Consider the following 26,570-nt stretch of genomic DNA (forward strand, 5'->3'; position numbering starts at 1 on the left):
TATCATTGATATCAGCGAACTCTAATTATCCTTTTTAATTCTCCCAGCGAAAAAGCCAATAGGCTAACCCTATACAAACGACCGCAAAACCTGTAAGAACTGCGAATTCCAGCCCGAACAGCGTCACACTATCTCCTTGCCATACACCTTGTGCCAATTCAACAAAGTGAGTCATTGGCAGCCATGTACTTACATCTTGTAAAAATTGAGGTAGGAGTTCAACAGGCATGGCAATCCCAGATAAGAACAACATTGGAAAAAAGATAACCATAGCAAGCCCGCTTGCAGCACCTGCCGTTTTAGCTAAACCTGACATCGCAAAGCCAAGTCCAAAGAAACATAGACAACCATATAATAGACATGCAAATAAGATTAAGAGGCTTGATAGACTTATTTGATTATCCCAGACTAACTTCGCAATGACAATAATTTCAATAGCCCCAACTAGAACGAGGAAAATACCCTGTATTGAATGCGATGCCAAAACCATTGACGGACGAATTGGGCTGACTCTAAATCTTCTTAAAATCCCATTTTCCCTCTGAGTAATCATGTTTATATTAAGAGTAAATACTGAAACAGAGACCACATTCAAGACACATAGCGCAGGCACATAGGAATCAAGATAACTACTACCTGGTTTAGTTCCTGGTTGATCACCAAACATCGATCCAAAGATGAGTAACATTAAAATAGGATAGACTAACACCCAGAAGATTGTTAACCAATCGCGTAAATATAATTTGAAGTCGAAGGCGATTAATTTCAAATAAGCATTCATCCCAGATCCTCACCTTCTGAAGTCAATTTACTGAACACATCATCCATTGTCGAATGGTCAAGGACAAGGTCACTGACAAGCCAATCTTCCTTGTCAGCTAAATGAAACAACTGCTTAAGTGTTTGATCTAGATTACTAGAATATAGCTTTATTTGATCAGGTTTCCATTCGACATTCACAACATGAGAAAGTGTTGAAATCGTCTCTTTTATCAATTTATCATTGTTCTTAAAACTAATTGCCTTTGTTCCTCCAACTAATGAGACTAATCTTTTTGGTGTATCGAGTGCGATCAGCTTCCCTTTATTGATGACCGCCACTCGATCACAGAGGGTTTCAGCTTCTTCCATGTAATGTGTTGTAACAACTATAGATCTTCCTTCATCTCTTAGCTTATGAATAACATTCCACATGTCTTTACGGGCGTTAGGGTCCAAGCCCATACTTGGTTCATCTAGAAAAAGTATTTCAGGATCGTTTATAAGTGCTAATGCCAACGATACACGTTGCTTCCACCCACCAGATAACGATTTTATATACTCATTTTGTTTTTCATCTAGTCCGAGAGATTTATTGATATCTTGTAAATTGGCAGGTTTCTTGTAAAATGAGGCGAATAAATGCATGATCTCTTTTACTTTTGCTTTTTCAGGAATTGACGTTGACTGGAGGAGAACACCAATACGATGCTTAATTTCTAAAGATTGATGACGGATATCTAAACCTAGCACCTTCATAACACCACTATCAGCTGTACGAATACCTTCGATAATTTCTATTAAGGTTGTTTTTCCTGCACCATTAGGTCCAACAATACCGAAAATTTCACCTCTGCTGACATTGAGTGTAATTCCATCAACTGCTACATTCGATCCATATTGCTTACGAACATTTTCAAGCTGAATAACAGTCTGCAAGTTTTCATCTCCTAACATTAGTAATCTAGTAAAAAAAGATATGTATCTGAACAATTATTTAGCTCATTTATTATCAAAACAGCCTTTATTGAACGATTCAGTCCTTAGATTAAGTATAGTAGTAGTTTTTACGAAAAACAACAATCAATGGTAAAATAGGAAACCTTTTACAGTATATTTACAAACCATTTAGATCATACCTGAATCGATTCTTTTGAAATAGGAAAAGGCCTTCTCCTATATAGAGACGACCTGTTAGACTTCTTTACGTATTAATCATTTAGATACTTTTCTAAATGTTGCTTTAGGAATTCCTCCTACAACTTATGTTCATTCAAATGATAAAGGTTAAGGATAAAAGCGACAAAAGCAATGCACTATAATTTTCATTTATGATACCGTCCACAAATCCTTCCGAGATGTTGTTACTGCTCTTGCTCCAGAAGCAAGAACGCGATCAACCTCATCCTCTGTAGTAATCAAACCTCCTGCAATAACGGGGATCCCTGTTTCGGAATGAACTTTCTCGATAAGATGGGGTACACAGCCAGGTAACACTTCAATAAAATCCGGATGAACTTTCTCGGCTAATTTATAACTTGTTTCAATCGCAATCGTGTCTAATAGAAAGAGCCGTTGAATTGAAAGGATCCCATTTTTCTTTGCTGTTTTCAATACGGTACCTCTTGTTGAAATTAAACCATCAGGTTTGATTTTTTGACAAAGGAATTCCGATGAATATTCATCATTTTTTAGTCCCTGGATTAAGTCTGCATGTAATATGACTTTTTTACAATGACTTCTGGCATATCTCATCACACTTTCTAGTTGCGCAATATGAACCTCCAACATCACGACATATTGACTATCGCTCTTCAGAATTTTATCAAAGTCCTTCATAGACTTTATCGCTGGTAAAATTTTTTGACCATTAAAGTCCATTTAAGCACTCCTCACCCTTCATATCAAAACCCTTTGTAAATTTAGTTCATACACTACCAATGCTTTACTTACATCACCTGTTAAGTAGCTACACACTCTTAATAAGTGGGGGTTCTTCCTGATCAAGCGGAACAATCGCATCGCTAATTTGTTTTTCTAAGTCCTCCATATGTTTTATTTCATCTTCCTTGGTCCAGTTAAGTAGAGAAGACATGTACTTACTAACAGGTATTTTCCATTGTTGAACCCAGTTTATATCAAAGATTAGCGCACTTGTTCTACGAATAAAGAAGTCACTTAACGTTAGCACCATCTCGTGTTCAATACCATATATAAGCGCTGCAAATACCTCTAAAGGTAACTTGTTTTCTCCAGCCTCATGACCTCTATTTTTTATCACATCATATAAAACTGTAATGTTAGAACCATAACGCGTCACTAGTTTTTTAGCCTCAACCTTTGATAAGCCAAGGTTCATTCCTTCCTTAACTCTTTCTTCAGTAAATTGTGAATACCCTTCTGATCCTCCAACATACCCTCCAGAAAGAGTAATTCGATCCGTTGTGCAAGTAGTAATCTTTTCGTTATTCTCGCTTAATTGCGTTAACACAAGATTTACTACACTTTCAGCCATTTTTCGATACCCTGTTAATTTCCCACCAGCAATTGTAATAAGTCCTGAATCTGAACGAAAGATTTCATCCTTTCTAGAGATCTCTGAAGGATCTTTCCCTTCTTCATGAATTAATGGACGAAGACCTACCCAGCTAGATTCAACATCATCAGGACCTAGATGTAAGGTTGGAAACATAAAATTCGAAGCCTTTAGAATATAATCCCGATCTTCGATGGTCATACGTGGATGACGGATCTTCCCCTTATAATCCGTATCAGTTGTACCAACATATGTTTTTCCTGCACGTGGAATGGCAAACATCATTCTACCATCTTTAAAGGGTGTATCGAAATAGACAGCCTCTTTTAGAGGGAATCTTCTAGAGTCGATGACAAGATGAACACCTTTCGTTAAATGGAGGTACTTCCCTTTTTTTGAATGGTCAATCTCACGTAAAGAATCAACCCATGGCCCTGCAGCATTGACAATTTTCTTTGCATATATCGTCTTTTTTTCACCTGTAAGTTGGTCATTCACCTGAACACCTACTAGTTTCCCTTCTTCATAGATGAATGTTTCTGCTTTTGTATAATTCACCGCTAACACACCGCGATTAACAGCTTCTTTTAATACCTCTAATGTTAAACGAGCGTCATCTGTACGATATTCTACATACACACCAGATCCCTTGAGTCCTTCTTTTCGTAATAAAGGCTCCTTTGAAAGTGTTTCCGTACTCGTTAACATACTACGTCGTTCAGATTTTTTTACTCCAGCTAGAAAATCATAAACTTTAAGACCAACTGAGGTTGAAAACCTACCAAATGTTCCATTCTCGATAATTGGAAGCATCATCCATACTGGTGTCGTTACATGTGGTGCATTTTCATAAACAATCGCCCGCTCTTTGCCAACTTCTGCAACTAATTTCACTTCAAGCTGTTTTAAATAACGTAGACCCCCATGGACAAGTTTTGTTGATCGACTAGAGGTTCCAGCAGCATAATCCTGCATCTCAAGTAGACCCGTTTTCAATCCTCGAATTTGGGCATCTAAAGCTATACCTGCCCCAGTAATTCCTCCTCCAATCACGAGTAAATCTAAAGGCTGCTTCTCCATTTCATTTAAGTAGGTTCCTCGATCTAAGTTAGAAAATGTTTTCATTGTATACTCATCCTCTCTATAAAATTTGTTTATGAAAATATAAAAAGGGACCACAACATGGACTGTATATATCTCATTACAGCTGTGTTGTGGTCCCCTCAAAGATCTCAGACCTAATCTATTAACTTGTATTGTTGTATACCCTTATTTTACATGAAACCGTTATTAAATCCAACCATTACTTTTATTTGTAGCCTTCTTTTGTGTTTAGTTTTTTTCTATATGTTTGTTGCTTTTATACTGACAAATATCTTATCGTATAATTAACACTCCTTGCGATCACTGCTTTGGCTTAAAACCCATTGTAGCTTCGACTGCCTTTTTCCAGCCTCCATATAATGTGTTCCTATCCTCATCATTCATCGTTGGTTCAAATGATTTCTCAATTTTCCATTGTTTTGCGATCTCTTCACGATCTTTCCAAAATCCAACAGCTAAACCAGCTAGATAAGCTGCACCTAAAGCGGTTGTTTCATTGATAACAGGTCGTTCTACAGAAACATTTAGAATATCGCTTTGAAAATCCATTAAGAAATTATTCTTTACAGCTCCACCGTCAACACGCAATTTCTTTAACTCAATCCCAGAATCAGCCTCCATAGCTTTTAGGACATCCTTTGTTTGATAGGCTAGGGATTCCAGCGTTGCCCGGATAAAATGTTCCTTTGTCGTTCCACGAGTTAATCCAAAAATAGCACCTCTTGCATCACTATCCCAATAGGGTGTGCCTAAACCTACAAATGCAGGTACAACATAGACTCCATCTGTTGATTCAACCTTTGTAGCATACCCTTCAGTTGCAGGTGCATCGTTAATCATTCCTAATCCGTCACGAAGCCATTGAATAGCTGAACCGGCTACAAAAATACTTCCTTCAAGAGCATATTCAACCTTTCCATCTATCCCCCATGCAATCGTCGTTAACAATCCATGTTCAGATGGAACCGGCTTTTCACCAGTGTTCATTAACATAAAGCAGCCTGTGCCATATGTATTTTTCGCCATGCCTTTTTCATAGCAAGCTTGGCCAAAGAGAGCTGCATGCTGATCACCAGCTACACCTGCAATCGGAACTGCCTCCCCAAAAAAGTGATAATCCACAGTTTCCGCATAAATCTCTGAGGATGATCGGACGTCCGGTAGCATCGATTTAGGTATGTCTAAAATCTCTAATAATTCATCATCCCACGTCAAATCATAAATATTGTACATTAGGGTTCTTGAAGCATTTGTATAATCTGTCACATGCTCTTTCCCACCAGATAATTTCCAAATCAACCAAGAATCAATCGTTCCGAATAAAAGCTTTCCTTGATCTGCCTTTTCCCTTGCTCCGTCAACATGATCAAGAATCCACTTTACTTTTGTTCCTGAAAAATAAGGGTCGATCAATAATCCTGTTTTCTTGCGAAAAAGCTCTTGGTGTCCCTTTTCCTGTAGCTCCTCACAAATATCTGCGGTCTGTCTAGATTGCCAGACGATTGCATTGTAAACAGGTCTACCCGTTTCTTTATCCCATACCACTGCAGTTTCTCGCTGATTTGTGATTCCAATACTCGCAATTTCCCTTGGATTTACTTCTGTTTTCGTCAGTACTCCCGCTATAACAGCCAATATCGAACTCCAGATCTCCTGTGCATTATGTTCAACCCAACCTGGTTTAGGGAAATATTGCTTGAATTCCTTTTGTTCTACATCTACTATTTCTCCACTTTTATTAAAAAGAACCGCTCTTGAACTTGTTGTACCTTGATCTAATGCCAACACATATTTTTTTTCCATTGTTATTCCTCCCCTTGTTTTCAATTCTATTTGGATAGATTGATCACTTCTTGGTTTTTAACAGATAATCCTTTATTTGATTTCGTTACTTTAGCTATCACTACAATTATGGCAAGTATACTGATTAATACATATAACGCATTTATCGATCCATTGACAAATACTGCATGGTGAAATTGAGCACCAAGCACGCCACCAATAATCGGTCCTACTACTGGAATCCATGAATATCTCCAATTAGAAGAGCCCTTTCCTACGATAGGTAATAAAAAATGGGCTATTCGAGGTCCGAGATCACGAGCTGGATTGATCGCATACCCGGTTGTTCCACCAAGTGATAGACCGATAGCTGTAACAAAAAACCCGACTATGATTGGATTAAGTCCTTCTGAAAATTCATTTGCCCCAATTGATAATAAACCAAACACTAATACTGCAGTTCCAATAACTTCACTTATGACATTTGATGGAGTGTGCTTAATTGCTGGATCTGTTGCAAATACACTAAGTTTAGCTTCTTGATCCCTAGTTGCCTCCCAATGTGGGTAATAATATAACCAAACAATTGTAGCCCCTATAAATGCACCTATCATTTGTGCTGTCACATAACTTGGAACATCCGCCCATGGAAACTCCCCAATTGAAGCAAAACCAATTGTCACAGCCGGATTCAAGTGAGCACCACTCACACTACCTACAGCGTATGCTCCAAAAGCAACGGCAAACCCCCAGCCCATTGTAATAACAATCCACCCAGAGTCCTTTGCTTTTGATTTGTTTAGAACGACTCCGCCAATAACACCTCCACCAAAGATAACTAAAATCATTGTACCAATTACTTCACCTAAAAAAGCCGACATTCTAAAGCCCCCCTATTCATTCGAGTGTTTTTACTAGCCCCTATAAAATCGAGATGATAAAAGCAAGGTAGAAATCGACAAAAAAAGACAGCTTAATGTATTAAAGGGAATAAACTACTCCTTTAACACATTAAGCTGTCTCTCAAAGACTCATCAGCACGATTTCTTAACTTGTAATTGTCATTATAAAGGAGGGAAATGGTTTTGTAAACGCTTTTTTGACATTTCATTAGTCGAAAGAATGACGAATCGTAATGATGAACTCTATATAATTAAATAATGCCATGATTCTCCCAATTTCTTTAAATCCATTTCAGTAGAAATTTCTTTTGAGAGAATCTTTTCAAGACTTATCGTAAAATCTTTTAAAAAACCTACCTTTCAGGAATCATTGGAATATTTCATTAAAGTTCAGGATAATTTGCTTACCTTATCCTATAGATGTAATTATTATATTAGTGTAATTTTTATTGCTTATTTTCTTACTTCCTTCTACTAAAGTAATGCTTATCCCAGAAAAATATCTTATAATAAGTTAATTGTGTAAATTAAATTTTGTATTTCATTAACAAACTATTAATTTATCTGCACATAACAATAATCTTTATGATATAGTACTATAGTACTATTATCTATTCAAAAATACTCCTTAACGTTCAACATATTCTATTCGATATAAGTTCGTTCATTTTGTCCACATTCACTATAACGGTACACCATTATATTCAAATTATCGGTTTATTTAGGGAGGATTAGCCTGAAGATGAAGTCCATGAAATCCACAGCTGTGCGGAGAATTGTATTGTTCTTAATTCTAATTACGTTAGCAGCCATATTACTAATAATTGAGAGCGGCTTCATTTTTGGTATTACTTTTAACTTTACAAGTATTATCTTATTGTTAATGATCTCTTTATTTACACGTAGGCTTGCCTTACCTACAGTTGTAGGAATATATATCATCACAACCTTATTCACTGAACTTCCTATGTGGACAACCATTATTCCCATTCTAGAGATACTGTTTGTTAGTTACATTCGTCAATTTAAGTTAAAAATGAATCTATTTATTTATGATCTGTTATTCTGGATTATCATTGGCGGTCCTATCGGATTTATCATCTTTTCCCATTTTACATCCTCACAACTAATTGATGTGACCATTCCTTTTTTGATCATTTTTTATATAACAAATGGCTTATTTAATGCTCTTATCGCTGATATTTTATTAACATATGTCCCTTTTCAAAGATTACTAAACCCAGATCGTCCACAAGAGTACCTAGTAAATCTTTATCAAATTGTATTTCATATTGTAACCATTGCCGTCACATTGCCTTTTTTAATGAATGTTTTTCTAAACAGCTGGAATGCTTATGACGCGGTCCAAACAACCTCTAAACAATTAGCAAACAATAGTGCTAATAATATTGTGGAAGAATTAGATGAATGGGATGAAAAGGATATTCAGCGCTTAAAGTTAAATGGCCTGATTCAGATTGGTTATTTGGACTCGATCATAATAAGGAATAGCAATGCAGATAAGGTTTTTCATATAGTCATAACTGATCAAAATCAGAAGGTTCTTGCATCAAACGACAAGGCGATATCCAATCAACAAGTATTTGATTGGAAACAGACAAATGAAAATCAGGAAATTTCAAAAGATTTTTATGAATCAATTCCTTCTGGTAGTAAGAACAATTTTGAATTAACTAAGTGGGCGATCGGAAATTTAATTTTTGAAAGGTCAATTGATTCCGCTGATGTTAATCTTTATATTCTATTTCCTATTCATAACTTTCAAATGCAGATTTTTCACGATTTAATGAAACAGTTCCGATTTATCCTATTCTTCGTAGCAGCTTCAATCCTATTAGCGTTAGCATTTAATCGTAGTTTCGTTAAAACTCTTAACCGTCTATCAGACGCTACAACAGGGTTACCAAGGAAACTCGAACAAATGGATGCTATTAATTGGCCAAAAACACATATCACAGAAATGCGTATTGTCATTGATAACTTTAAGCATATGTCTAAAAAACTAACGAAAATGTTCCAAGAAATCCATTCTATGAATAGGAAATTAGAAGATCAGGCAGTAACATTAAAAATGTCTGAGGAAGAACTATATAATCTTGCTTACTATGATCCATTAACGAAGTTGCCAAATCGTCTCCACTTTCAACGGCATTTATCAAAACGAATTGGGATCAGTAACAAGCAAAGGGATATCATTGCTGTCATGTTTCTGGATTTAAATCGTTTCAAGCAAATAAATGATACATTGGGCCATCTAGCAGGAGATCTACTTTTGCAAAAGATATCAAAAAGGCTGCTTACGTTACGAACGAAAAATCGAGAGGTTTTCCGCTTGGGTGGAGATGAATTCGTATTGGTAGTAGACAATGTAGTCAAACAAGATATGAAAGATGAAACAGAACGTATTCTCTCATTGCTAGCTAAACCCCTTACCCTAAAAGGAAATACCTTGTATATGAGCGGAAGTGTTGGGGTGAGTCTTTTTCCTGAGGATGGGGTAGATATTGATTCTCTTGTTAAAAGTGCAGATATAGCCATGTATAGCTCAAAAGAACAAGGAGGAAATCGTGCTAACTTCTTCAATAGAAAAATGGAGGATTCCTTTTCTGAAAGAATGCTCCTTGATCATGGACTCCATGGAGCATTATTAGAAAAGCAATTTGAAATGTATTATCAACCTAAAATCAACTCAAAAACTAGTAGGATTTCTGGAATGGAAGCACTGATCCGTTGGCACCATCCACAATTAGGTATTGTATCACCAGGTAAATTTATTCCATTAGCAGAAGAATTAGGACTGATTATAAATATAGATGAGTGGGGCATATTTGAGGCCTGTAAACAAAATAAAGAATGGCAAGACCAAGGCTTTCCTAAAATACCCGTAGCAGTTAACCTTTCTGCAAAACATTTCCATCAGGATAACCTTATTTCATTACTGGAACAGGTTTTGCAAAAATCAAGGTTAGAAGCTAAATATTTAAAAATAGAAATTACAGAAAGTCTCTTTATTAAAGAAATGGATGATGTTATTCAAAAAATTGGAAAAATAAAAACCATGGGAATATCTGTTTCGATAGATGATTTTGGAATCGGTTTTTCTTCGTTAAATCATCTGATAAACCTTCCTATACAAGAAGTAAAGCTAGACCAAGAATTCATCCGCGATATTGATAAGGACAAAAAGAAAGAGACCATCGTAAAAATGATCGTAACCCTTGCACATAGTTTAGATCTTAATGTAGTTGCTGAAGGAGTTGAAACAAAGGAAGAACTTGAATATATTCTCCAGATGGAATGTGACGAATTACAGGGCTATTTCTACAGTAAACCTTTAAATAGTCATCAGTTTGAAACTTTTTTACAAGAAAACAGTTAAGTGAACTTTAGCATGATTAAACTATATTTAGTGCAGGATGTGATTCTTATCCGCTCCGCTATACATTATTGCTAAAGGCGAGGTGAAATAAATGGGAATAAAGAAACATATTATTAGAATTCTAACATTCATTTTAATATTAAGTACATTGACAAGTTGTGTAGGACGCGAAACAAAAGAAGACTCTCGTCCTCCCCTAGCTAAAGGTCAAACGGAAGAAAACATAGAAAAGGAAGTAAATACAAACGAACCCATTGAGTTAACATTATGGTCGTTTTATGAAGGTGGATGGGATCACGCCATTTCAGAATTTAGAAAACTCTATCCAAATATAAAGATAAATGTTAAGGCATTTTCTTACGGCGAATATGAAGAAGTCTATCTTAACGCATTGGTAACAGGGAATGTCCCAGATATTATGTCATTTGATAGTAACCAATTCAGAAACTTTAAAGATATCAACGGACTTCAGGATTTAACTCAAGTGCCATTCAATGCAGATGAGTATCAAAAACAATTCCCAGAAGCACTTTGGCAGACAGGAACAGCAGTCAATAATAAAAAGCTAATTGGGATACCCTTTTCAACCTCACCACTAGTCACCTATTATCGGAAGGATATTTTGGAGAAATACGGTTTCCCTTCAGAACCTGAGGAATTAGCAACATTCATGGAGAATCCAAACAATTGGTTAAAAATAGGAGAAACCCTAAATAAGGATGGCACTTCGATTATGCAGTGGCCTAATGAAATTATCAACATTTATAAAAGTGCCTCCTCATTTTACGATAACGAGTACAATTTTCAACTTAACACAGAGCTTATTAATGAAGCGATTGTGTTATCACAGAAAGCATACCAATCTGAGTTATTCCGTAAATATGATCTTTATACTCCTGAGGGATTAGCAGCTTTACGTGAGAACAAATTAGCGATGATTTATTTAGGAACTTACGGAGCCCAGCAATTGAGTGAGTTGGCGCCAGAGCAAGCAGGAAAGTGGCGGGTTACACGACTTCCATTTAATGTATTCGGTTGGACCAACAGTTCTATTCTCTCCATTCCAGCAGCAAGTGACCAGAAGGAAGCAGCATGGAAATTTATTGAATTCTTTTCTTTTAAGTTAATCAAACATGGCTTTTCAGGGTCTGTTCCAGGCATTCTGCCCGCTCGGAATAACCAAATAAACGGAAACCACGAAAGTATTTTTTTTGGGGGTCAACAAATTCAGAAGACCAATATAGAAATCATGAGTCAAACCAATGAACGATTTATCACCCCACTAGATGAACAGTCAGAGCAAATTTGGCAGCAACATATTGATTCAGGAATTGAATGGAATGTTGAACCAAGTCAAATACTTGAAAAGATTACACAAGATCTAAACCAGAATTTAGGACAAGAACAAAAGATATTACGAGAAAACATAGAGAAGTAATAATCGAACTAGGGAAGCAAAGGGAAGTGATTGAAATCTCCCCTTTGCTTTACTTCCCTAAACACTATCACCGTTTATTTCCCAATCCCTTTCAGCTTACTTAATAAAAAGTATCGTTTTTTTAGCATATACAAACTCTTAGTGTATTTTTCCATCCACATACTTCCCATAGTCTGGACGAGCAATACTGTCAAATTCGCGGACTAACTTTTCTAAACTCTGCGATAATAAATTACCAGACATTGGCAATCCATGACCAGTAACAGCAACATCTGGTTTCAACGCCTCTAATTTAACCACTGATTCCTTGGCCGCTTTCCAATCTGTTGTAAGGTATCTTGGAGGTCCACTTATTTCTTGTTCTTGTGTTAATACCTTATAGAGTGATTCCTGCTTAACTGTAACAAAAGCATCCCCAGCTATTAATAACCGGTCTTTTTCTCTAAATAAAGAAACGTGTCCTGGTGTATGACCTGGCGTATGAACCCACTTAAAACCAGGCAGATATGGAACAGTGCCATCAGAAGGTAACAATTCTACATGGTTCCCTAGATTAATCGATTCATTAGGAAACATTGAGGACATCTTTGCCACCATGCCTCCCTCGACTGATGGATCTGGTTCAGGATAGCTCATTTGTCCCGTTAGGAATGGCATTTCTAACTCGTGCGCATATACAGGAACGTCCCAATGTTTAATTAGTTCAATAATTGCTCCAACATGATCAAAATGGCCATGTGTTAAAACAATCGCCTTTGGGCGGTTATTTCCCCCAAAATGGTCTTCAGTAGCTGCAATGATTTCCTCAGCCGAACCTGGCATTCCTGCATCAATCAATACAAATTCGTTTGTGCCAGGCATTCCAACTAATTGAATATTAACGATTTGGATGGTATGACTAAGTACATCCGGTAAAACCTGGATTCCTACTCCGCTACCTATTGAAGTCGTCGGGATGTATTTGTAATCAGCACCATATTCCATATCCTTTTCCATATGACAACCTCCTCAATATTGAAATGTAACCATAACGATGCTATTGTTCCACATTTACAGATCTTTATTTAATGTTTACTAGCAGTCATCTCACATTAAAAGCGTTACTGAATTGACCGTTATGCTCACCCATTCGCCAATTTTTTCCGATCTATAGCAGTGGGTGGTTTTTCTAGCCATTCATTGGCTATCATTATATTCACACCGTCTTCAGCGTATTTTAAAATTTCTGTCATTAAACGAGAATAATCTATAACTAAGTCACTTCTTTGGCACTCTGAAATCGCTACACCATAATTTCCCACACCTGAATAATTCATTAAACTAAAATGGAAGGTCATTAATTTATCTGAAAAGGGTGGTTCTATTGAGTCTGTAATTCCTTGATTCAATGACATAGGAACTGATAGTGAATGATAGGTTAAATAATCACTGAACACTCGAATATGCTTTAAAGCAATATTTTTCCCTCTTAAAATAAATGCCCTCACCTTTTCTGATTCAACCACCTGTGTAAAAGCTGTAGCTAAAGCTACCCCTAGATGGTTTGTTTGAGAATTTGAATAAAGAGAGGAAACTTCTAATCCAGTAAGCGGTCGCCCATTTCCAAGACCCTCCAACATAAAAGATTGCTTTTGAACAAATTCAATATCCTTTGGGACTGGGATATTTGGCGGACGTACAGAAAATCCCTTTTCTAATAAAACATTTGTAACTTGATTATTTAGGTCAACAGTTGAAGCAATACTCTTTGTAATATATGATAAGATATCATTACGGTAAATATTTGGTAATACCCTCGAATAGTTAGCCAATCCGCCTTTTACCATATTTTTAAGATAGATTAAATAGAATTCATCTGAAAATAAGCGCTTTGCTTTCAAATGGACGTCTTCCTTAGTAAAAGCTAGTGGAATTTGCATATCTTCTTTCGACATAATTTCACTGATCATTTCAACATGTTGCTGTGATATATCTAATGCATGTGTTACTAACTTACTAATTTTATCATCGTTAACATTTTGTAGAAAATAACGAAATACACAAATTGACATACTATCTGCTTGATATGTAGTCTATAAAAATGTAATCTCCGTAGCTGTTAAAGGAATATGTTTCGTCTCCATTGGATTTAACCCCCATTACCTTGTGTTATAAATATGTTCTCCCTTTTCAGCAAAATTTATCTAATTTTATTGATGAAAAGAACAACAAAAAGGTACAATCCTAAATAACGGAATGCACCTTATACTTTTATAATGGGGTATTTGAATCATATCCAGTCTCATTAAAGATGGATGCTATTTACTTACCCTTCAAGATCACGCTTATTATAGCCAATGAAGCCTACAACCATGATAATTACCGCAACAATTGTCAATATCGACATTTTCCAATAGTCCATGTCTTCAATTGGAATTTTCGGAATATGCCCAAAAGGTGATAACTTACTCATCCACTCTGGAAATTGAAGTAATCCTCCTAAATAAACAACAATAAATGAATATGTTAAATACAACCATGACAATCCAGTCACTTGGGGTAAAAATCCAACAAACAATATGGCGACACCTACCATCACCCACATTGCCGGTAAATAAACCATTGCTGCTTTAAACATAGTACCTAGAGATATCGGATCATCCATTACTGCTGACCCGGCCGACCACACTCCTAGCACAGCTAATGTAAGCATGACAATTCCAACAACGAAGGAAATGATAAAATAACTAGCCAACACCCGAGTACGCGATACCGCACGTGCTAATAGATGTTCTGTTCGATTCTTTTTCTCTTCACCTTTAAGCTTCAAAACCACCATCAGAGTCGGTATCGTACAAATCATTGCGATAATAGACATCAACATCGTTAAAAATTGCTCTGTTAATGAGTAACCTCCTTCGGATGAGAAAATCTCACCAATCATTTCTATCTCTTTCATAAAGGCATCTAAATCACCGAGAACTGATCCATATGAAGCGCCTAAAATAAACATTCCTATTGCCCACGCAATGATTCCAGATAGTTGAAGCCTATAAGCTAAACCAATAGGACTTCTTAAGAAGGAAGATGCATACTTTTTACCTGGCTTTGATGGTAAGAAACCTGAATCTAAGTCTCGGATTGCATTCAAATAAAGAGAAAGTACAATGATGACAAGTGCAACCCCGACGGTTAAAGCAATTGGCCACCAATAATTATTGACATACACCTCAGTTCCCAATACCCACCCAAGTGGTGAGGACCAAGAAAGTGTGTCGTTTCCTACATCCCCGATTGAACGAATTAAATACGCAAGACCTAATACGGTAAAAGATAACCCAATCGTACCTCGAGTATTCTCTGAAAGCTGCGCAAATAAAGCTGTGATAGCTGTGAAAAATATCCCTGTTGCACCTAAAGCAGCTCCATATAAAAGAGACCCTTTCAGATCGATACTTTCAATACCTAAAGCCGCTAATCCAAAGCCAATCACTAAAGCTAATAACACATACGTACTAAATAGAACAATGATCGTTGAGCTTAAATTAGACAAACGACCAACAGGTAATGAGCGTATCATTTCAATACGACCTTCCTCTTCATTTGTACGAGTATGACGAGCAACAAGTAAAATACTCATAATGGCAACGGCGATTGCAGTAAAAAGTAACATTTGATGTGCCATCATTGCTCCATTAGTATAGTTATCTATTCCATAGCCAGGACCGAGCATTGCAGTCATAGCAGGATTCTTCATTGTTTCAGCAATTGCCTGTCTTTCAACGTCTGTTTGGTATAAATCCGTAAATGCCGAAGCAATCATAATTGTCATGACTGATAAAGCTAGTAACCAAATAGAAATACGAATCCGATCTTGACGTAAAATTAAACGCGATAGTTTACCAGTATTGTTGAATAACTGCTTTGACATTATGATCTACCTCCTACTCCCGCATTCGAAGTTTGCCCTGACTCACCATAATGCCTCATAAATAAATCTTCTAAAGTTGGTGGTGCGCTTTCTAATTTTGTCACTCTGAATTGGCTTATATATTGGATTACACTCTCTAATTCTTCTGAATCGACTTGAAATGTGAGTGCTTGACCTTTCGCCTTTATATCATGAACACCGTTTAATTCGGTTAATGATGTAACTGGGTGCTTCGTTTCAACAAGTAAATTTATTCGCGTTAAATGGCGTAACTCATTTAACGTTCCCGATTCAATGATTTCCCCTTGCCGAATAATACCCACTCTGTCACATAATTTTTCTACTTCAGATAAAATATGGCTAGAAAGGATAACACTTTTCCCCTTAGCCTTGGCATCAAGTACATATTCCTGAAAAACCAATTCCATCAATGGATCTAAACCCGATGTTGGTTCATCTAAAATATATAAATCCGCATCAGATGAAAAAGCAGCTATTAAAGCAACCTTTTGTCTATTTCCTTTTGAATAGGTCCGACATTTCTTGGAGGGATCAAAGTCGAATTTCCTAATCAGTTCTTCCCGTCTGCCATTGTTACGTCCCCCGCGTAACTTTATAAATAGATCAATAACCTCTCCACCAGTTAAGTTCGGCCATAAGTTGACATCTCCCGGTACATACGCTATGCGCTTGTGTATTTCTACTGCATCCTTCCAAGCATCCTTACCAAAGATCTCTACTTTTCCTCCTGTAGCCTTTAAAATACCTAGTAGCACCCTTATCGTAGTTGACTTTCCAGCTCCATTAGGACCGATGAAACCATAAACTTCGCCTTTGTGCACTTCCAGATTAACACCGTTAAGAGCTGTAAACTTTCCAAATTTTTTCGTTAAGTTTGTTATTTTTAAAATGGACATTTAAACTCCCCCTATTTATAAAAGCTTTTTTTCAATATGTCTAGATATTCATAGAATTCATCCCATAATGGATCTAAGTCAATGGACGTTAATCTTTCACTTTTGAGACGGTTTGTTAACTCGTTCTGATAACCCTCAATCGACCATCGAATAAGCTTGTAAACTTTATTCACATCTACGTCATCACGAAAAAGGCTAGTATCAATATTGTCATATAGTTTCGAATATCCAAGTCTTTGCAATTCTTCCATACGTGTCTCTAACTCAACTGGTAACTCCAACTCATTCGTTAATAAAAGGGAACCCATAAAATAGAAAACATTTGGTTTTTCCGTAAAGGACCTCACCTTGATTTGAGATGCTTGCCTCATACGGTCAATAAAGTCCATTTCGTTTGTATCAACAAGGTGTAAATATTCATTGAGTGTAATATCGAGACAGTAATCGATTAGATATAAATATAGTTCTCTCTTATTTTTGAAATAGTAAAAGAGCATTCCCTTTCCTATCCCAGCATTTTTTACAATTTGATTTGTTGATGCTTGCTCATAACCTTTTTCAGCAAACTCTTTGAGTGCAGCGTTAATTATTCTCTGTTGTTTTAGATGTTCAAGGTTTTGAAAGGTTTGATTAATAACACTCACTCCCTATGATGTAATATATACATATTCATCTTACTTTAGACCACATTGGTCGATAGTAGAATAACACTCTAGACCACACTGGTCAACGTTTACTTTAAATTCCTCTAGACTAAAAAATGAGTGTAAATAAAACAAAAAAGACCAAATCATAATGATTCAGTCATGAATATTGGTAGTAAGACAAATATTGAACTCATTATTCAAGATAAATGCCGACCACTAGCTTCAGTTTCACCCATAAAAAAAAGGGCTCTCCTAATAATATGGAGTAGCCCTAATAGAATTCCTATTAATATTTATAAGATTGTCCACCATCTATTGGAATAACAGCAGCATTTATAAATTCGGCCTCATCTGATAATAGGAAGGCAACCAAGTGTCCTACTTCATCTGGTCTTCCAAAACGTTTCATTGGGTTGACACTGACAAACTCTTTTCCTGCTTCTTCCCAATTATCTCCACCTATTTGTTTCAATGAACCTTCAACCATTGGTGTCATAATAGCACCTGGAGCAATCGCGTTAATGCTAATACCGTATTGTCCATATTCAACACCAGAGTTTCTTGTCAAACCTACAACACCATGCTTACTTGCTGCATACCCTGACTGATTACCAACACCGCGGATACCTCCAACAGAGGCTGTATTAACAATAGATCCGGAGCCTTGTTTTTTCATTACTCCTAGTACATATTTCATCCCAAAGAATACACCATTTAGGTTAATTCCAACTACTTTGCGGAATTCGTCTATACCATAATCTTCAGTTAGACCCTGTTTGCCCTCAATCCCTGCATTATTAAAGAACCCATCAATTTTTCCATATTTTTCTATCGTTTTATTCACATAACGATTAACTTCTTCTTCATTAGAAACATCTGCTGTAATTAAAAGCACCTCAGCTTCTTGCTCTACTTCTAAAACTAACCTTTTTGTTTCCTCTAAAGAAGCATTATTTATATCTACTAATGATAGTTTTGCACCCTCTTTTGCTACTTGTAATGCTGATGCTTGACCTAAACCAGAGCCAGCACCAGTAATTAATACTACTTTTTCATTAAAACGGTTGCTCATCTATATCTTCCTCTCTCTTTTGGATTTTTTTAAGTTTGTTAGGGAACCTCCCTCAGTAGCACGGAATAAAACTAAATTAGTAATCTCACTTGATTCCCTATCCTAATAAATACTTTAGCTAATAGTTCTTAGTCTAGATTCAACCCTTCTTCTAAAGGATTTTCTAAGTACACCTATTAGAATATCCACAATATTTTGGGTCTATGTAGAAAATTTCTTTTATTAAATTTTTATTCATATTCCCTGTACATTAACTAATCAAACTTCTAGAGTGAATTCGGCAAACAAGGGAGGATTCTTCCTAAATGCTAACCAATTTTTAGGACACACACCTTTCATTGATACGCTTTATAAAAAGGATTAGAAACAAAAATTTGAAAACAGTGGATTATCAAAAGAAGAAATCTATTCAGCATATGAACGAACAAACTTGGATAAGATGTCCACTTTTAATGACCAATTGAGCTAGTTAGAAGAAAGTGGATTTGAGGATGTTGATTGCATTTATAAATAGTTTAACTACGTTGTACTGTTCAGAAGAAACTTATAAAGACCTCTCAAAACGCATCCATGAATTAATCACATTTTCACACCGTTGACACTTACATAAATAGCAAAGATATTTTCTTATTATACAAAACAAGATTTCATAGGAATTATCCTTTGCAGTAACACCTCAAATAGGCAACGCTAAGATATAGTCAGCGTTGCCTATCCCCCCCCTTTTACATATTTTTCTATTAGAAATCATTGTGCAGAAAATCAGTAAGTCTCCTATCTAATCTGATTTTCTCTAACAGCTTTCGGCCTAAAGAACAACTACTGTTGCAAAGACCCTTCTTAGCTTTTTCAAAGCAGCGTCCGTTACGAATTAACTTTCTTCTTTAATTTTAATTGACTTACAATTGAAGGAATCAATGTACTCAAAGGGTTCATAATAGTCTTATTTGTCTTATTTTCAACTTGCTCAGCCGAATCAACCATAGAAAGTTGGGCAACGGAGATGACTCTCTTTTCATCCTGAATGATTTGTTGTATAAACTTATACACTTCTTTATTGTATTCTTCCTTTAAGCCTTGCATGATTAAGTCAAACGTATCGTTAATGACCAATGCCTCTATGTCTAGAGTCCCTTTATGAATATTCGCATAATTTCTTATTCGTTGTAACGTACCTTCAACTGTCGCAGGATTTGTAAATAGGAGTGTTTGAGGTTTATTAACATTAATAATATAATCAAAGAAAGGTTCATCAATTTTAATAATCGGTACCTTTATTGATAATTGGTCTTCCTGTAAGTTTACAATATAATTAGTGCATGTAATAAGGATCGCATCCACTTTACTTTCGGCAATCCACTCAATTTGCTCCCTGACTTTTTTTTGAGCGTCTACTACTGAAAAATTGTCATCTGATGAAATTCGTTCCATCAATGCTGGGTCAACAAAATGAGTCAGTTCTAGATCAAAGGGTGAAAGTGCATTTTCTATATACTCGATATTCGAATAATGAGCGTGAATACAAGCTAATCTTTTTTTCAATTTTTCATTCGCCTCCAGATATCTGATTATTCTAATAGTATTGGTTACTGAAAGGAAATTGTCTACTTATTTCTTGTGAAATTGACAGCAATTATCACCTCAAGCTAGACTCTGTTCTCTGGTCTACTTTATTGATTATTAAATCTATTCATTATAGTCAGTTCTCCTTGATTGCCTTTAATAATTACACCTGCATTTTTCGTTTTGTAAGCTGAACGTTTCGTCACCTTCGTTACTAACTACCACCATCTTAAAATTATTCAGAATGAATTTTGCAAACATGCATTATTCAACCTTAATTTCTTTCGCTCGTTTCATATACCACTTGTAAAAGGAGTCAGCTAGCTCAATAGTTACATCCTCCATAGCAGAATGATGTACTGGTTTAGCACGATTGACTATTGCAATCGATGCAAGACAGAGCATCTTTTGAATGATGTTTCGCGTTACTTTCACTTCGATGACCTTATCTCGTTTAGACACAAATAATGATGTGTTCAGACTACCTGTTTTGAATTGAATAAAGTGATCCCTTAAAATGTAGCGAGTATTGTGGAAATCTAGCAATCTTATTAAAACTATATAAAGCAACAGGACAACTGATAGAATAATCCACCCCTGCTCTATTATTAAAAAAGTTGGTTTGAAATAAAAAAGAGCAGACGTTGCAATGATCCAAATCCAGCTTGGTGACAGCAAGCGCACCCAAAGGGATTTTTTGGGGAGACGATTCATCTTCTGTGTTACTCTATATGATGGCAAAATATCCGAGATCATTTCATATGCCTGTCTAACAGGTAAGTATGGATAAAGAGAGTTGATTTCAAGCATAGCTTCGCCTGAACTTAAACTACCTGCACTTGTCAGTTTCACTTCAGCAAGACCGAACAACCTTTTCATAATAGACTGTTTAATTTCGATTGCCTGTACTTTATCCTTTTCTATGGAAAAGGATATTTCATTCATTACACCTTTTTTGATATATATTCGCTCTTGGTCAGAGAGGATTACAAATTTCCCATATTTTAAAAATGTGCGCATGATCCCGAAGATGGCAGACGTAATGATAAGAATAATAACAATGATCATCATCATCCACCAAGAGCTAATAATACGCGTGAAAATCCCTTCCGCTTCCAAATTCAACTCAAAGATTTCGTTAACTTTTAAATAAATAGAAACTAGTAAAGGAATCAGAAATAAAAAACTTAGTGAAGAAAACGAAACTTTTAAAATATCTCCATTCGTCGGACTAAAATGAATGGTTCGATCTGAATTCCCATTTTCTGTATTCATTTTAGAAGATAATTCAATAGCATCATTTATAGAATGAATCGTGGGCAATTCATCCTGATTAGTACTTTCTATATGTACTTCAAATTGATCTGCCTCTATTTGTGAAACGACTTCAAATTTAATCCTAGCATCTTCACCAGTCATTCCAGTTTCAAAGCTGATTGAAGTTACTTTAAAAATCCGATGGAATATAGAAGTTTGTCGATTAACATTTTGGATTTTCGAAAAAGGAATGGTTCGCTCAGACTTGTTAAAAAGTCCTTTGTAAAGATGAAATGATTTATTTTCAACTTCATATTTATGTGTGACCCATTTCAAAATTATCGACATAAGCGTAATACCAAATATGAAAAGGAAAACAATTCGACTATATGTAATGAGGTTCGATTCCGAGCCAGCTTTGATAACATATAAATAAATGACAAAGAAGATGGAGTTCCTGACTAATTTCCATACATCAAAAAGTATGAGAAGTGGGTTGTGTCGTTTGGCCTTTTTCATGACTCCACTTCCTTAATCTTTGCAAAATGGGCAATCTGATTTCTCAGCTCAACTGCTACATCTCTAGTAAGAGCAGGAATTGTGTGAGATGATCCCATTGTTTTAATTGAAACAGAGCAGAGTCCGTATTTTCTAAGTAACAGTCCTTGTTCGGTTAGGACGGATTGTATTTTTGTCATTGGGACGAGTTGATGTATTTCATTCAAAACACCAGATTGCAATTGTAAAAACTCTTCATCTACATCATACCGCCAGTTTTTATATTGTAGAAACGGATTAATAATTGACCAAACTGCGCCTAGCACAGAAATCATTGTAATAACAATAAAAATCCAACCGATCCATTCCTGCCATGAAAATAGATGGTCCAGATAAAGTAAAACACCAAGTAGGAAGAACCCAATTAAATTCATAATGGCTTCACTTATAATCCAAACTTTAATAGCATCCTTCGATAATCGTTTTTGCGGACCATTAATAAATGAATACACATAAATCACTCCTGAATCTTTAAACTTCTATTACTCTATTTACAGTTCACTTATTCATCCAGAAATATTTCTTCAAGAGATGGTTCTTCCACTTCTACACGGTAGATATCGACCTTACACTGATTAAAGGCTCGGATCATTTTAGCAAACTTTTTCTCATCATCAATGTTAATCGTTACGTAAAGATCTTCCATTTCTAGATCAGTTCCAACCGACTCCAACCACCGATATAATGTCTCTTGTTCAGATTTTGGTATCGGCGAATGCTTAATCTTGACAGTGATCGTTGATTGATAAAAAGCTCTAAGTTCATCCATTGTTCCAATTCTGACAATCTTACCTTCCTTCATAATCGCAATCCTTGTACATATTTTTTCGACTTCATCAAGATTATGGGACGTCATAAAAATCGTCTTTCCCACTTTTTTTAGGTCATTTATCAATCTATGGATATGGATTACGGATTCTGCATCCAATCCTGAGGTTGGTTCATCAAGAAAGATTAGTTCCGGATCATGGATGATGGCTTGTGCAATACCGAGCTTCTTTTTCATTCCGAATGAAAATTTAGCGGCCTTTTTATGAGCATGAGCCTCTAAACCAACCTTCCTTAGGACTTCCATACACTGTTCTTTTGTTACCGGCTTATCTGAAAGAGCTGATAAGAATTTCAAATGCTGTACCGCCGTTAAAGAGCTATATAATGTGGAGTAATCAGGCATTACTCCAACTCTTTTCTTTACTTCGTCATTTGGACCTTGTAAACCTAAAAGTGAGTATGTTCCAGAGTTTGGTTTAATAATGCCAGTTAACATATTGATGAAGGTTGATTTACCTGCACCATTACGACCTAGAAAGCCAAAGATCTCTCCCTTTCCTACAATTAGGTCTATTCCCTTTACGATCTGTACTGCACCATACGATTTAGTTAGCTGTTTTGTTTCGATGGCATTCATCAGCATTCCCTCCTTTTGAAAACCATATTGGCAATAACGATCATCATACCTGCTAATAAAACAATTACCAAAAAAGTATAATCATCTCTAGACAAATAATAATACGGGGTCATAAATTTCGTCCAACTTACCCATATATTTGATGTAAACGCAACCCACAATCCAAAAATCGGAAAGGACAATCCTACTACAATCCCAAGAAACATCGTAAACCCAGGCTTAGGAATAAGAACCGAAAGTAAGATTGTTAAGGCTATTTGATAGGTTAATAAACTCATTGTCTGAGAAAAAATAAAGACATCTATTTTTTGCGCAAATATGCTAATTAGCAAAAAGGATATCGTTAGACAAGTGAACCAAAAAGACCAAATACCGAAAAATTTCCCTAGAATAATAGAGGTTCTTGACGTTCTTGTAACTAAAAATCGTATCGTACGTTCATGTGTCTCCCTATTGATGCTATCGTGTGATAGCCCCATTACAAATAATTGTCCGAAAAACAAGATAAGGGTAAGAATACCGACTGTATGGACATTTTCAGATTCCTTTGCCGTAAGATCTATTACAGACGTTAATACATTTGCAAACTTTGCCGAGTAATAGGTAGTAACTAATAAAATAACTACAACAATAATCGATTTAGTTCCTTTGAATAAGCTTATAAATTCCCTTTTACCTAAAATAAACATTTTGGAGTTCTTCCTTTCTGAAAATAGCTTTTTCTCTATTTCTCTATTATAGGTATTCTTTCTTATGTCAGCATAAACGAAACCTTAATTCTTCCTTAATTCTCCTAGATTGTTTGTACGGAAATGATAGAATATTTATATAGAGAAGGAGTGACCTTATGCAAGAGAAACAATTATTAATTGTAGATGATGAACAATCAATCTTACATATGCTAACAACGATTTTAAAAAGGGAAGAATTCAAATATATAGATACTGCAAGTACAGCTGAAACTGCTCTCGACTTATGTAAAACAAAAAAATACGACTTAATCCTTTTGGATGTCATGCTGCCAAATCGTAGCGGTTTTGAAATTTGTCCTCTAATTAGGGAAACCACTGATGCCCCCATCTTCTTTCTTACAGCACGATCAACTGATTTGGATAAACTTTCTGGATTTGCATTAGGTGCCGACGACTATATTACAAAGCCTTTTAATCCACTTGAAGTCGTAGCAAGGATAAAAGCTCACTTACGTCGTCATATTGGAAAGGTATTACATACATCCCAAACGTCTTATCATTATGGAAGGATTCACGTAAACATACGATCCGGGGAAGTAACTGTAAATGAAAAGATAGTAGATCTGCCTGCTCAAGTTTATCAACTACTACTTTTCTTCTGTAAACATCCAAATCAGCTATTTAGTAAAAGTCAGCTTTATGAAAAAGTGTGGGGTGAAGAATTTTTAGGCGAGGATAACACGGTAATGGTTCACATTAGAAAACTTCGAGAAAGAATCGAGGACAACCCAAGTAAGCCACGTCATCTTATTAATGTAAGAGGACTTGGTTATAAATTTGTTTCAGATGGTGGAATCGATGAACATTCATAAACGTTTTATTGTCCAGTTTTTTATACAATTTATTCTTATTTTTGTCTTACTTTTCATCATGTTACTATTCATCTGGGCGATCATCGGTTTTTCTATAACGAATGATGAGGTTAAAGAGGATTTATCTACCGCAGATAGTTTCTTCTTTTATAATCGAATCACATTCCAAGGAGAAAAGGCCATCTTTGATGATGATTTAAAACGACTTGCAAAGAATCAGAATGGAATGCTGCTTGTCCTCACAACAAAAGGTGATGTCATTGGGTCTTACAATAGTCCTAAACATGTTCCTTCACATTTTAAGGAAAGTGAACTGGCTACTTTCATACTTAATAATAGCACTGACTCTGTAGAATACACACATTGGATATTAGATGATGAAACGTATTATAGTCAGCCTTTGTTGCTTTTATTCGGTAAAACAAGTCCTGCGACCAATCTGCTCAATGAGGTTAAGCCTGACATCAATTGGAAGGATCAGCATCTTCATCTTTCTGCTACGACACTTCAACAAATTGATGAGCAAGAAGCTTGGATTCAATTGCTTAATTCTAACGGAAAAGTGGTAGATGCATACGGGAAGGATAAGGAAGCTATTACATACTCGGTACAGGATATTCATACCTTATCAGAAACTGCAGCGGACTCAGTGGCTGCATACTTTGATGCAGAGACTGAGCAAACCATTATTGTCGGTATAGACAAACCGAATTCAACCTTAAATCTAGAAATAGGTCTGTTTAATACAATCAATAATAGTTTTATCGTTATGTTTGTCCTGTTAATCCTTTTATTACTATTTTGTACGTTCTGGTATGCCCGTAAATTTGGGATTCCATTGATTACAATGATGAAATGGATTCAGAACCTTGGTAGTGGATTCTATGAACAGCCACTTGATATTCATCAACATCCGGTCATGTTAAATAAAAGAGGTAAACTAAAAAGGTCGTACCGCTTATATAAAGAGATGATATCAACCCTTTCACATTTAACCGAGACCTTACAATTACACGAAACACAACGTAAGAAAATGGCTCAAACTCGAGAAGAATGGATTAGCGGTCTATCCCATGATTTAAAAACACCACTTTCATCCATATCTGGATATGCCCAAATGCTAAAGTCTAAAAATTACTCTTGGACTGAAGCTGAAACTAGGGAATTTTCTGGTATCATAGACGAAAAGTCGATCTATATGATGGAATTACTTGAAGACCTTACCTTAACATTTCGGCTAAAAAATCAAGGACTTCCTATTGCAAAAGAAATGGTAGATATCAACGAATATATTCGACGAATTATTATCCATTACGTTAACGATCCGGCTAATAGTGATAAAGAACTTGTATTTCTACCTCATAATGAAACAACTTTAGCAGCGATTGATACTAGATGGTTTCAAAGAATCATTGATAATTTAATTGCGAATGCTATTAAGTATAATCCTAACGGAACGACCATAACTATATCCATTTCACCTATCGAACGGCATCTTATCATTATTACGATTGAAGATAATGGCATAGGAATGGACAAGGAAACTCTCGGCAAGCTCTTCCACCGCTACTACCGTGGAACGAATACAAGCGACTCTGGTAGTGGAACTGGACTTGGGATGGCAATAACAAAACAATTGGTACAGCTACATAATGGATCAATAAATGTAAAAAGCACACTAAATAAAGGTACGACCGTACGGATTATTCTTCCCACCGATATAGGTGAAGAGTTGGATTATACCCTTTAAAAA

At 35.9% G+C, this 26,570-nt stretch carries 21 protein-coding genes and 1 pseudogene; 4 read left to right on the top strand and 18 right to left on the bottom strand.

Going from position 1 to position 26,570, the window contains the following annotated elements:
* Positions 1-34 precede the first annotated feature (34 nt).
* The 6 genes from AC6CHR_RS21045 to AC6CHR_RS21070 form a co-directional block, all read right to left on the bottom strand.
* Positions 35-781 (bottom strand): ABC transporter permease, encoded by a 747-nt coding sequence (locus AC6CHR_RS21045; RefSeq protein WP_498250993.1) that lies wholly within the window; start codon positions 779-781, stop codon positions 35-37.
* On the bottom strand, positions 778-1,698 hold the full coding sequence (locus tag AC6CHR_RS21050) for an ABC transporter ATP-binding protein (protein WP_498250994.1): 921 nt from the start codon (positions 1,696-1,698) through the stop codon (positions 778-780). The genes AC6CHR_RS21045 and AC6CHR_RS21050 overlap by 4 nt, the downstream gene beginning before the upstream one ends.
* 390 nt (positions 1,699-2,088) lie before the next feature.
* Positions 2,089-2,640 (bottom strand): glycerol-3-phosphate responsive antiterminator, encoded by a 552-nt coding sequence (locus AC6CHR_RS21055; RefSeq protein ID WP_498250995.1) that lies wholly within the window; start codon positions 2,638-2,640, stop codon positions 2,089-2,091.
* 88 nt (positions 2,641-2,728) lie between these two features.
* Positions 2,729-4,420: a glycerol-3-phosphate dehydrogenase/oxidase gene (locus AC6CHR_RS21060; RefSeq protein ID WP_498250996.1), complete on the bottom strand. Its 1,692-nt coding sequence runs from the start codon at positions 4,418-4,420 to the stop codon at positions 2,729-2,731.
* A 279-nt stretch (positions 4,421-4,699) separates the two neighbouring features.
* Positions 4,700-6,202 carry a glycerol kinase GlpK gene (glpK, locus tag AC6CHR_RS21065; RefSeq protein ID WP_498250997.1) on the bottom strand — a complete coding sequence of 501 codons (1,503 nt, stop codon included), beginning with the start codon at positions 6,200-6,202 and terminating at the stop codon, positions 4,700-4,702.
* A gap of 26 nt (positions 6,203-6,228) precedes the next feature.
* Positions 6,229-7,062: an MIP/aquaporin family protein gene (locus AC6CHR_RS21070; protein WP_498250998.1), complete on the bottom strand. Its 834-nt coding sequence runs from the start codon at positions 7,060-7,062 to the stop codon at positions 6,229-6,231.
* A gap of 763 nt (positions 7,063-7,825) precedes the next feature.
* On the opposite strand from AC6CHR_RS21070, the gene AC6CHR_RS21075 reads away from it, so the two are divergent.
* Both AC6CHR_RS21075 and AC6CHR_RS21080 read left to right on the top strand, forming a co-directional pair.
* Positions 7,826-10,483: a putative bifunctional diguanylate cyclase/phosphodiesterase gene (locus AC6CHR_RS21075; RefSeq protein WP_498251000.1), complete on the top strand. Its 2,658-nt coding sequence runs from the start codon at positions 7,826-7,828 to the stop codon at positions 10,481-10,483.
* A 91-nt stretch (positions 10,484-10,574) separates the two neighbouring features.
* Positions 10,575-11,921, top strand: coding sequence for an ABC transporter substrate-binding protein (locus AC6CHR_RS21080; RefSeq protein ID WP_498251002.1), 1,347 nt, complete (start codon positions 10,575-10,577; stop codon positions 11,919-11,921).
* A 138-nt stretch (positions 11,922-12,059) separates the two neighbouring features.
* Here the strand turns inward: AC6CHR_RS21080 and AC6CHR_RS21085 are convergent, their stop codons facing one another.
* The 12 genes and pseudogenes from AC6CHR_RS21085 to AC6CHR_RS21140 form a co-directional block, all read right to left on the bottom strand.
* Positions 12,060-12,917, bottom strand: coding sequence for an MBL fold metallo-hydrolase (locus AC6CHR_RS21085; protein ID WP_498251003.1), 858 nt, complete (start codon positions 12,915-12,917; stop codon positions 12,060-12,062).
* Between the two features lie 125 nt (positions 12,918-13,042).
* Positions 13,043-13,540 (bottom strand): DUF3231 family protein, encoded by a 498-nt coding sequence (locus tag AC6CHR_RS21090; RefSeq protein WP_498251059.1) that lies wholly within the window; start codon positions 13,538-13,540, stop codon positions 13,043-13,045.
* Between the two features lie 39 nt (positions 13,541-13,579).
* A pseudogene (locus AC6CHR_RS21095) lies at positions 13,580-13,978 on the bottom strand (DUF3231 family protein); the annotation flags it as partial.
* Between the two features lie 248 nt (positions 13,979-14,226).
* Positions 14,227-15,831 carry an ABC transporter permease gene (locus tag AC6CHR_RS21100; RefSeq protein ID WP_498251004.1) on the bottom strand — a complete coding sequence of 535 codons (1,605 nt, stop codon included), beginning with the start codon at positions 15,829-15,831 and terminating at the stop codon, positions 14,227-14,229.
* Positions 15,831-16,748: an ABC transporter ATP-binding protein gene (locus AC6CHR_RS21105; protein ID WP_498251005.1), complete on the bottom strand. Its 918-nt coding sequence runs from the start codon at positions 16,746-16,748 to the stop codon at positions 15,831-15,833. The genes AC6CHR_RS21100 and AC6CHR_RS21105 overlap by 1 nt, the downstream gene beginning before the upstream one ends.
* A gap of 11 nt (positions 16,749-16,759) precedes the next feature.
* Positions 16,760-17,392: a TetR/AcrR family transcriptional regulator gene (locus AC6CHR_RS21110; RefSeq protein WP_498251006.1), complete on the bottom strand. Its 633-nt coding sequence runs from the start codon at positions 17,390-17,392 to the stop codon at positions 16,760-16,762.
* Positions 17,393-17,681: 289 nt separating this feature from the next.
* Positions 17,682-18,467, bottom strand: coding sequence for an SDR family oxidoreductase (locus AC6CHR_RS21115; protein ID WP_498251007.1), 786 nt, complete (start codon positions 18,465-18,467; stop codon positions 17,682-17,684).
* 864 nt (positions 18,468-19,331) lie between these two features.
* The gene (locus AC6CHR_RS21120) at positions 19,332-20,009 is read right to left on the bottom strand and encodes a hypothetical protein (RefSeq protein ID WP_498251008.1); all 678 of its coding nucleotides are present in this window, start codon (positions 20,007-20,009) and stop codon (positions 19,332-19,334) included.
* A gap of 285 nt (positions 20,010-20,294) precedes the next feature.
* Positions 20,295-21,806 carry a PH domain-containing protein gene (locus AC6CHR_RS21125; protein ID WP_498251009.1) on the bottom strand — a complete coding sequence of 504 codons (1,512 nt, stop codon included), beginning with the start codon at positions 21,804-21,806 and terminating at the stop codon, positions 20,295-20,297.
* Positions 21,803-22,297 carry a PH domain-containing protein gene (locus AC6CHR_RS21130; protein ID WP_498251010.1) on the bottom strand — a complete coding sequence of 165 codons (495 nt, stop codon included), beginning with the start codon at positions 22,295-22,297 and terminating at the stop codon, positions 21,803-21,805. Before AC6CHR_RS21130 ends, AC6CHR_RS21125 begins: the two co-directional genes overlap by 4 nt.
* A 50-nt stretch (positions 22,298-22,347) precedes the next feature.
* Positions 22,348-23,253 carry an ABC transporter ATP-binding protein gene (locus AC6CHR_RS21135; protein ID WP_498251011.1) on the bottom strand — a complete coding sequence of 302 codons (906 nt, stop codon included), beginning with the start codon at positions 23,251-23,253 and terminating at the stop codon, positions 22,348-22,350.
* Positions 23,253-23,942: an ABC transporter permease gene (locus tag AC6CHR_RS21140; RefSeq protein ID WP_498251012.1), complete on the bottom strand. Its 690-nt coding sequence runs from the start codon at positions 23,940-23,942 to the stop codon at positions 23,253-23,255. The genes AC6CHR_RS21135 and AC6CHR_RS21140 overlap by 1 nt, the downstream gene beginning before the upstream one ends.
* A gap of 158 nt (positions 23,943-24,100) precedes the next feature.
* On the opposite strand from AC6CHR_RS21140, the gene AC6CHR_RS21145 reads away from it, so the two are divergent.
* Together AC6CHR_RS21145 and AC6CHR_RS21150 are read left to right on the top strand one after the other, a co-directional pair.
* On the top strand, positions 24,101-24,817 hold the full coding sequence (locus tag AC6CHR_RS21145) for a response regulator transcription factor (RefSeq protein WP_498251013.1): 717 nt from the start codon (positions 24,101-24,103) through the stop codon (positions 24,815-24,817).
* Positions 24,804-26,567, top strand: a complete 1,764-nt coding sequence (locus AC6CHR_RS21150) for an ATP-binding protein (RefSeq protein ID WP_498251014.1) — start codon at positions 24,804-24,806, stop codon at positions 26,565-26,567. Before AC6CHR_RS21145 ends, AC6CHR_RS21150 begins: the two co-directional genes overlap by 14 nt.
* Positions 26,568-26,570 lie beyond the last annotated feature (3 nt).

It is taken from the genome of Metabacillus sp. GQ13 (assembly GCF_059758525.1).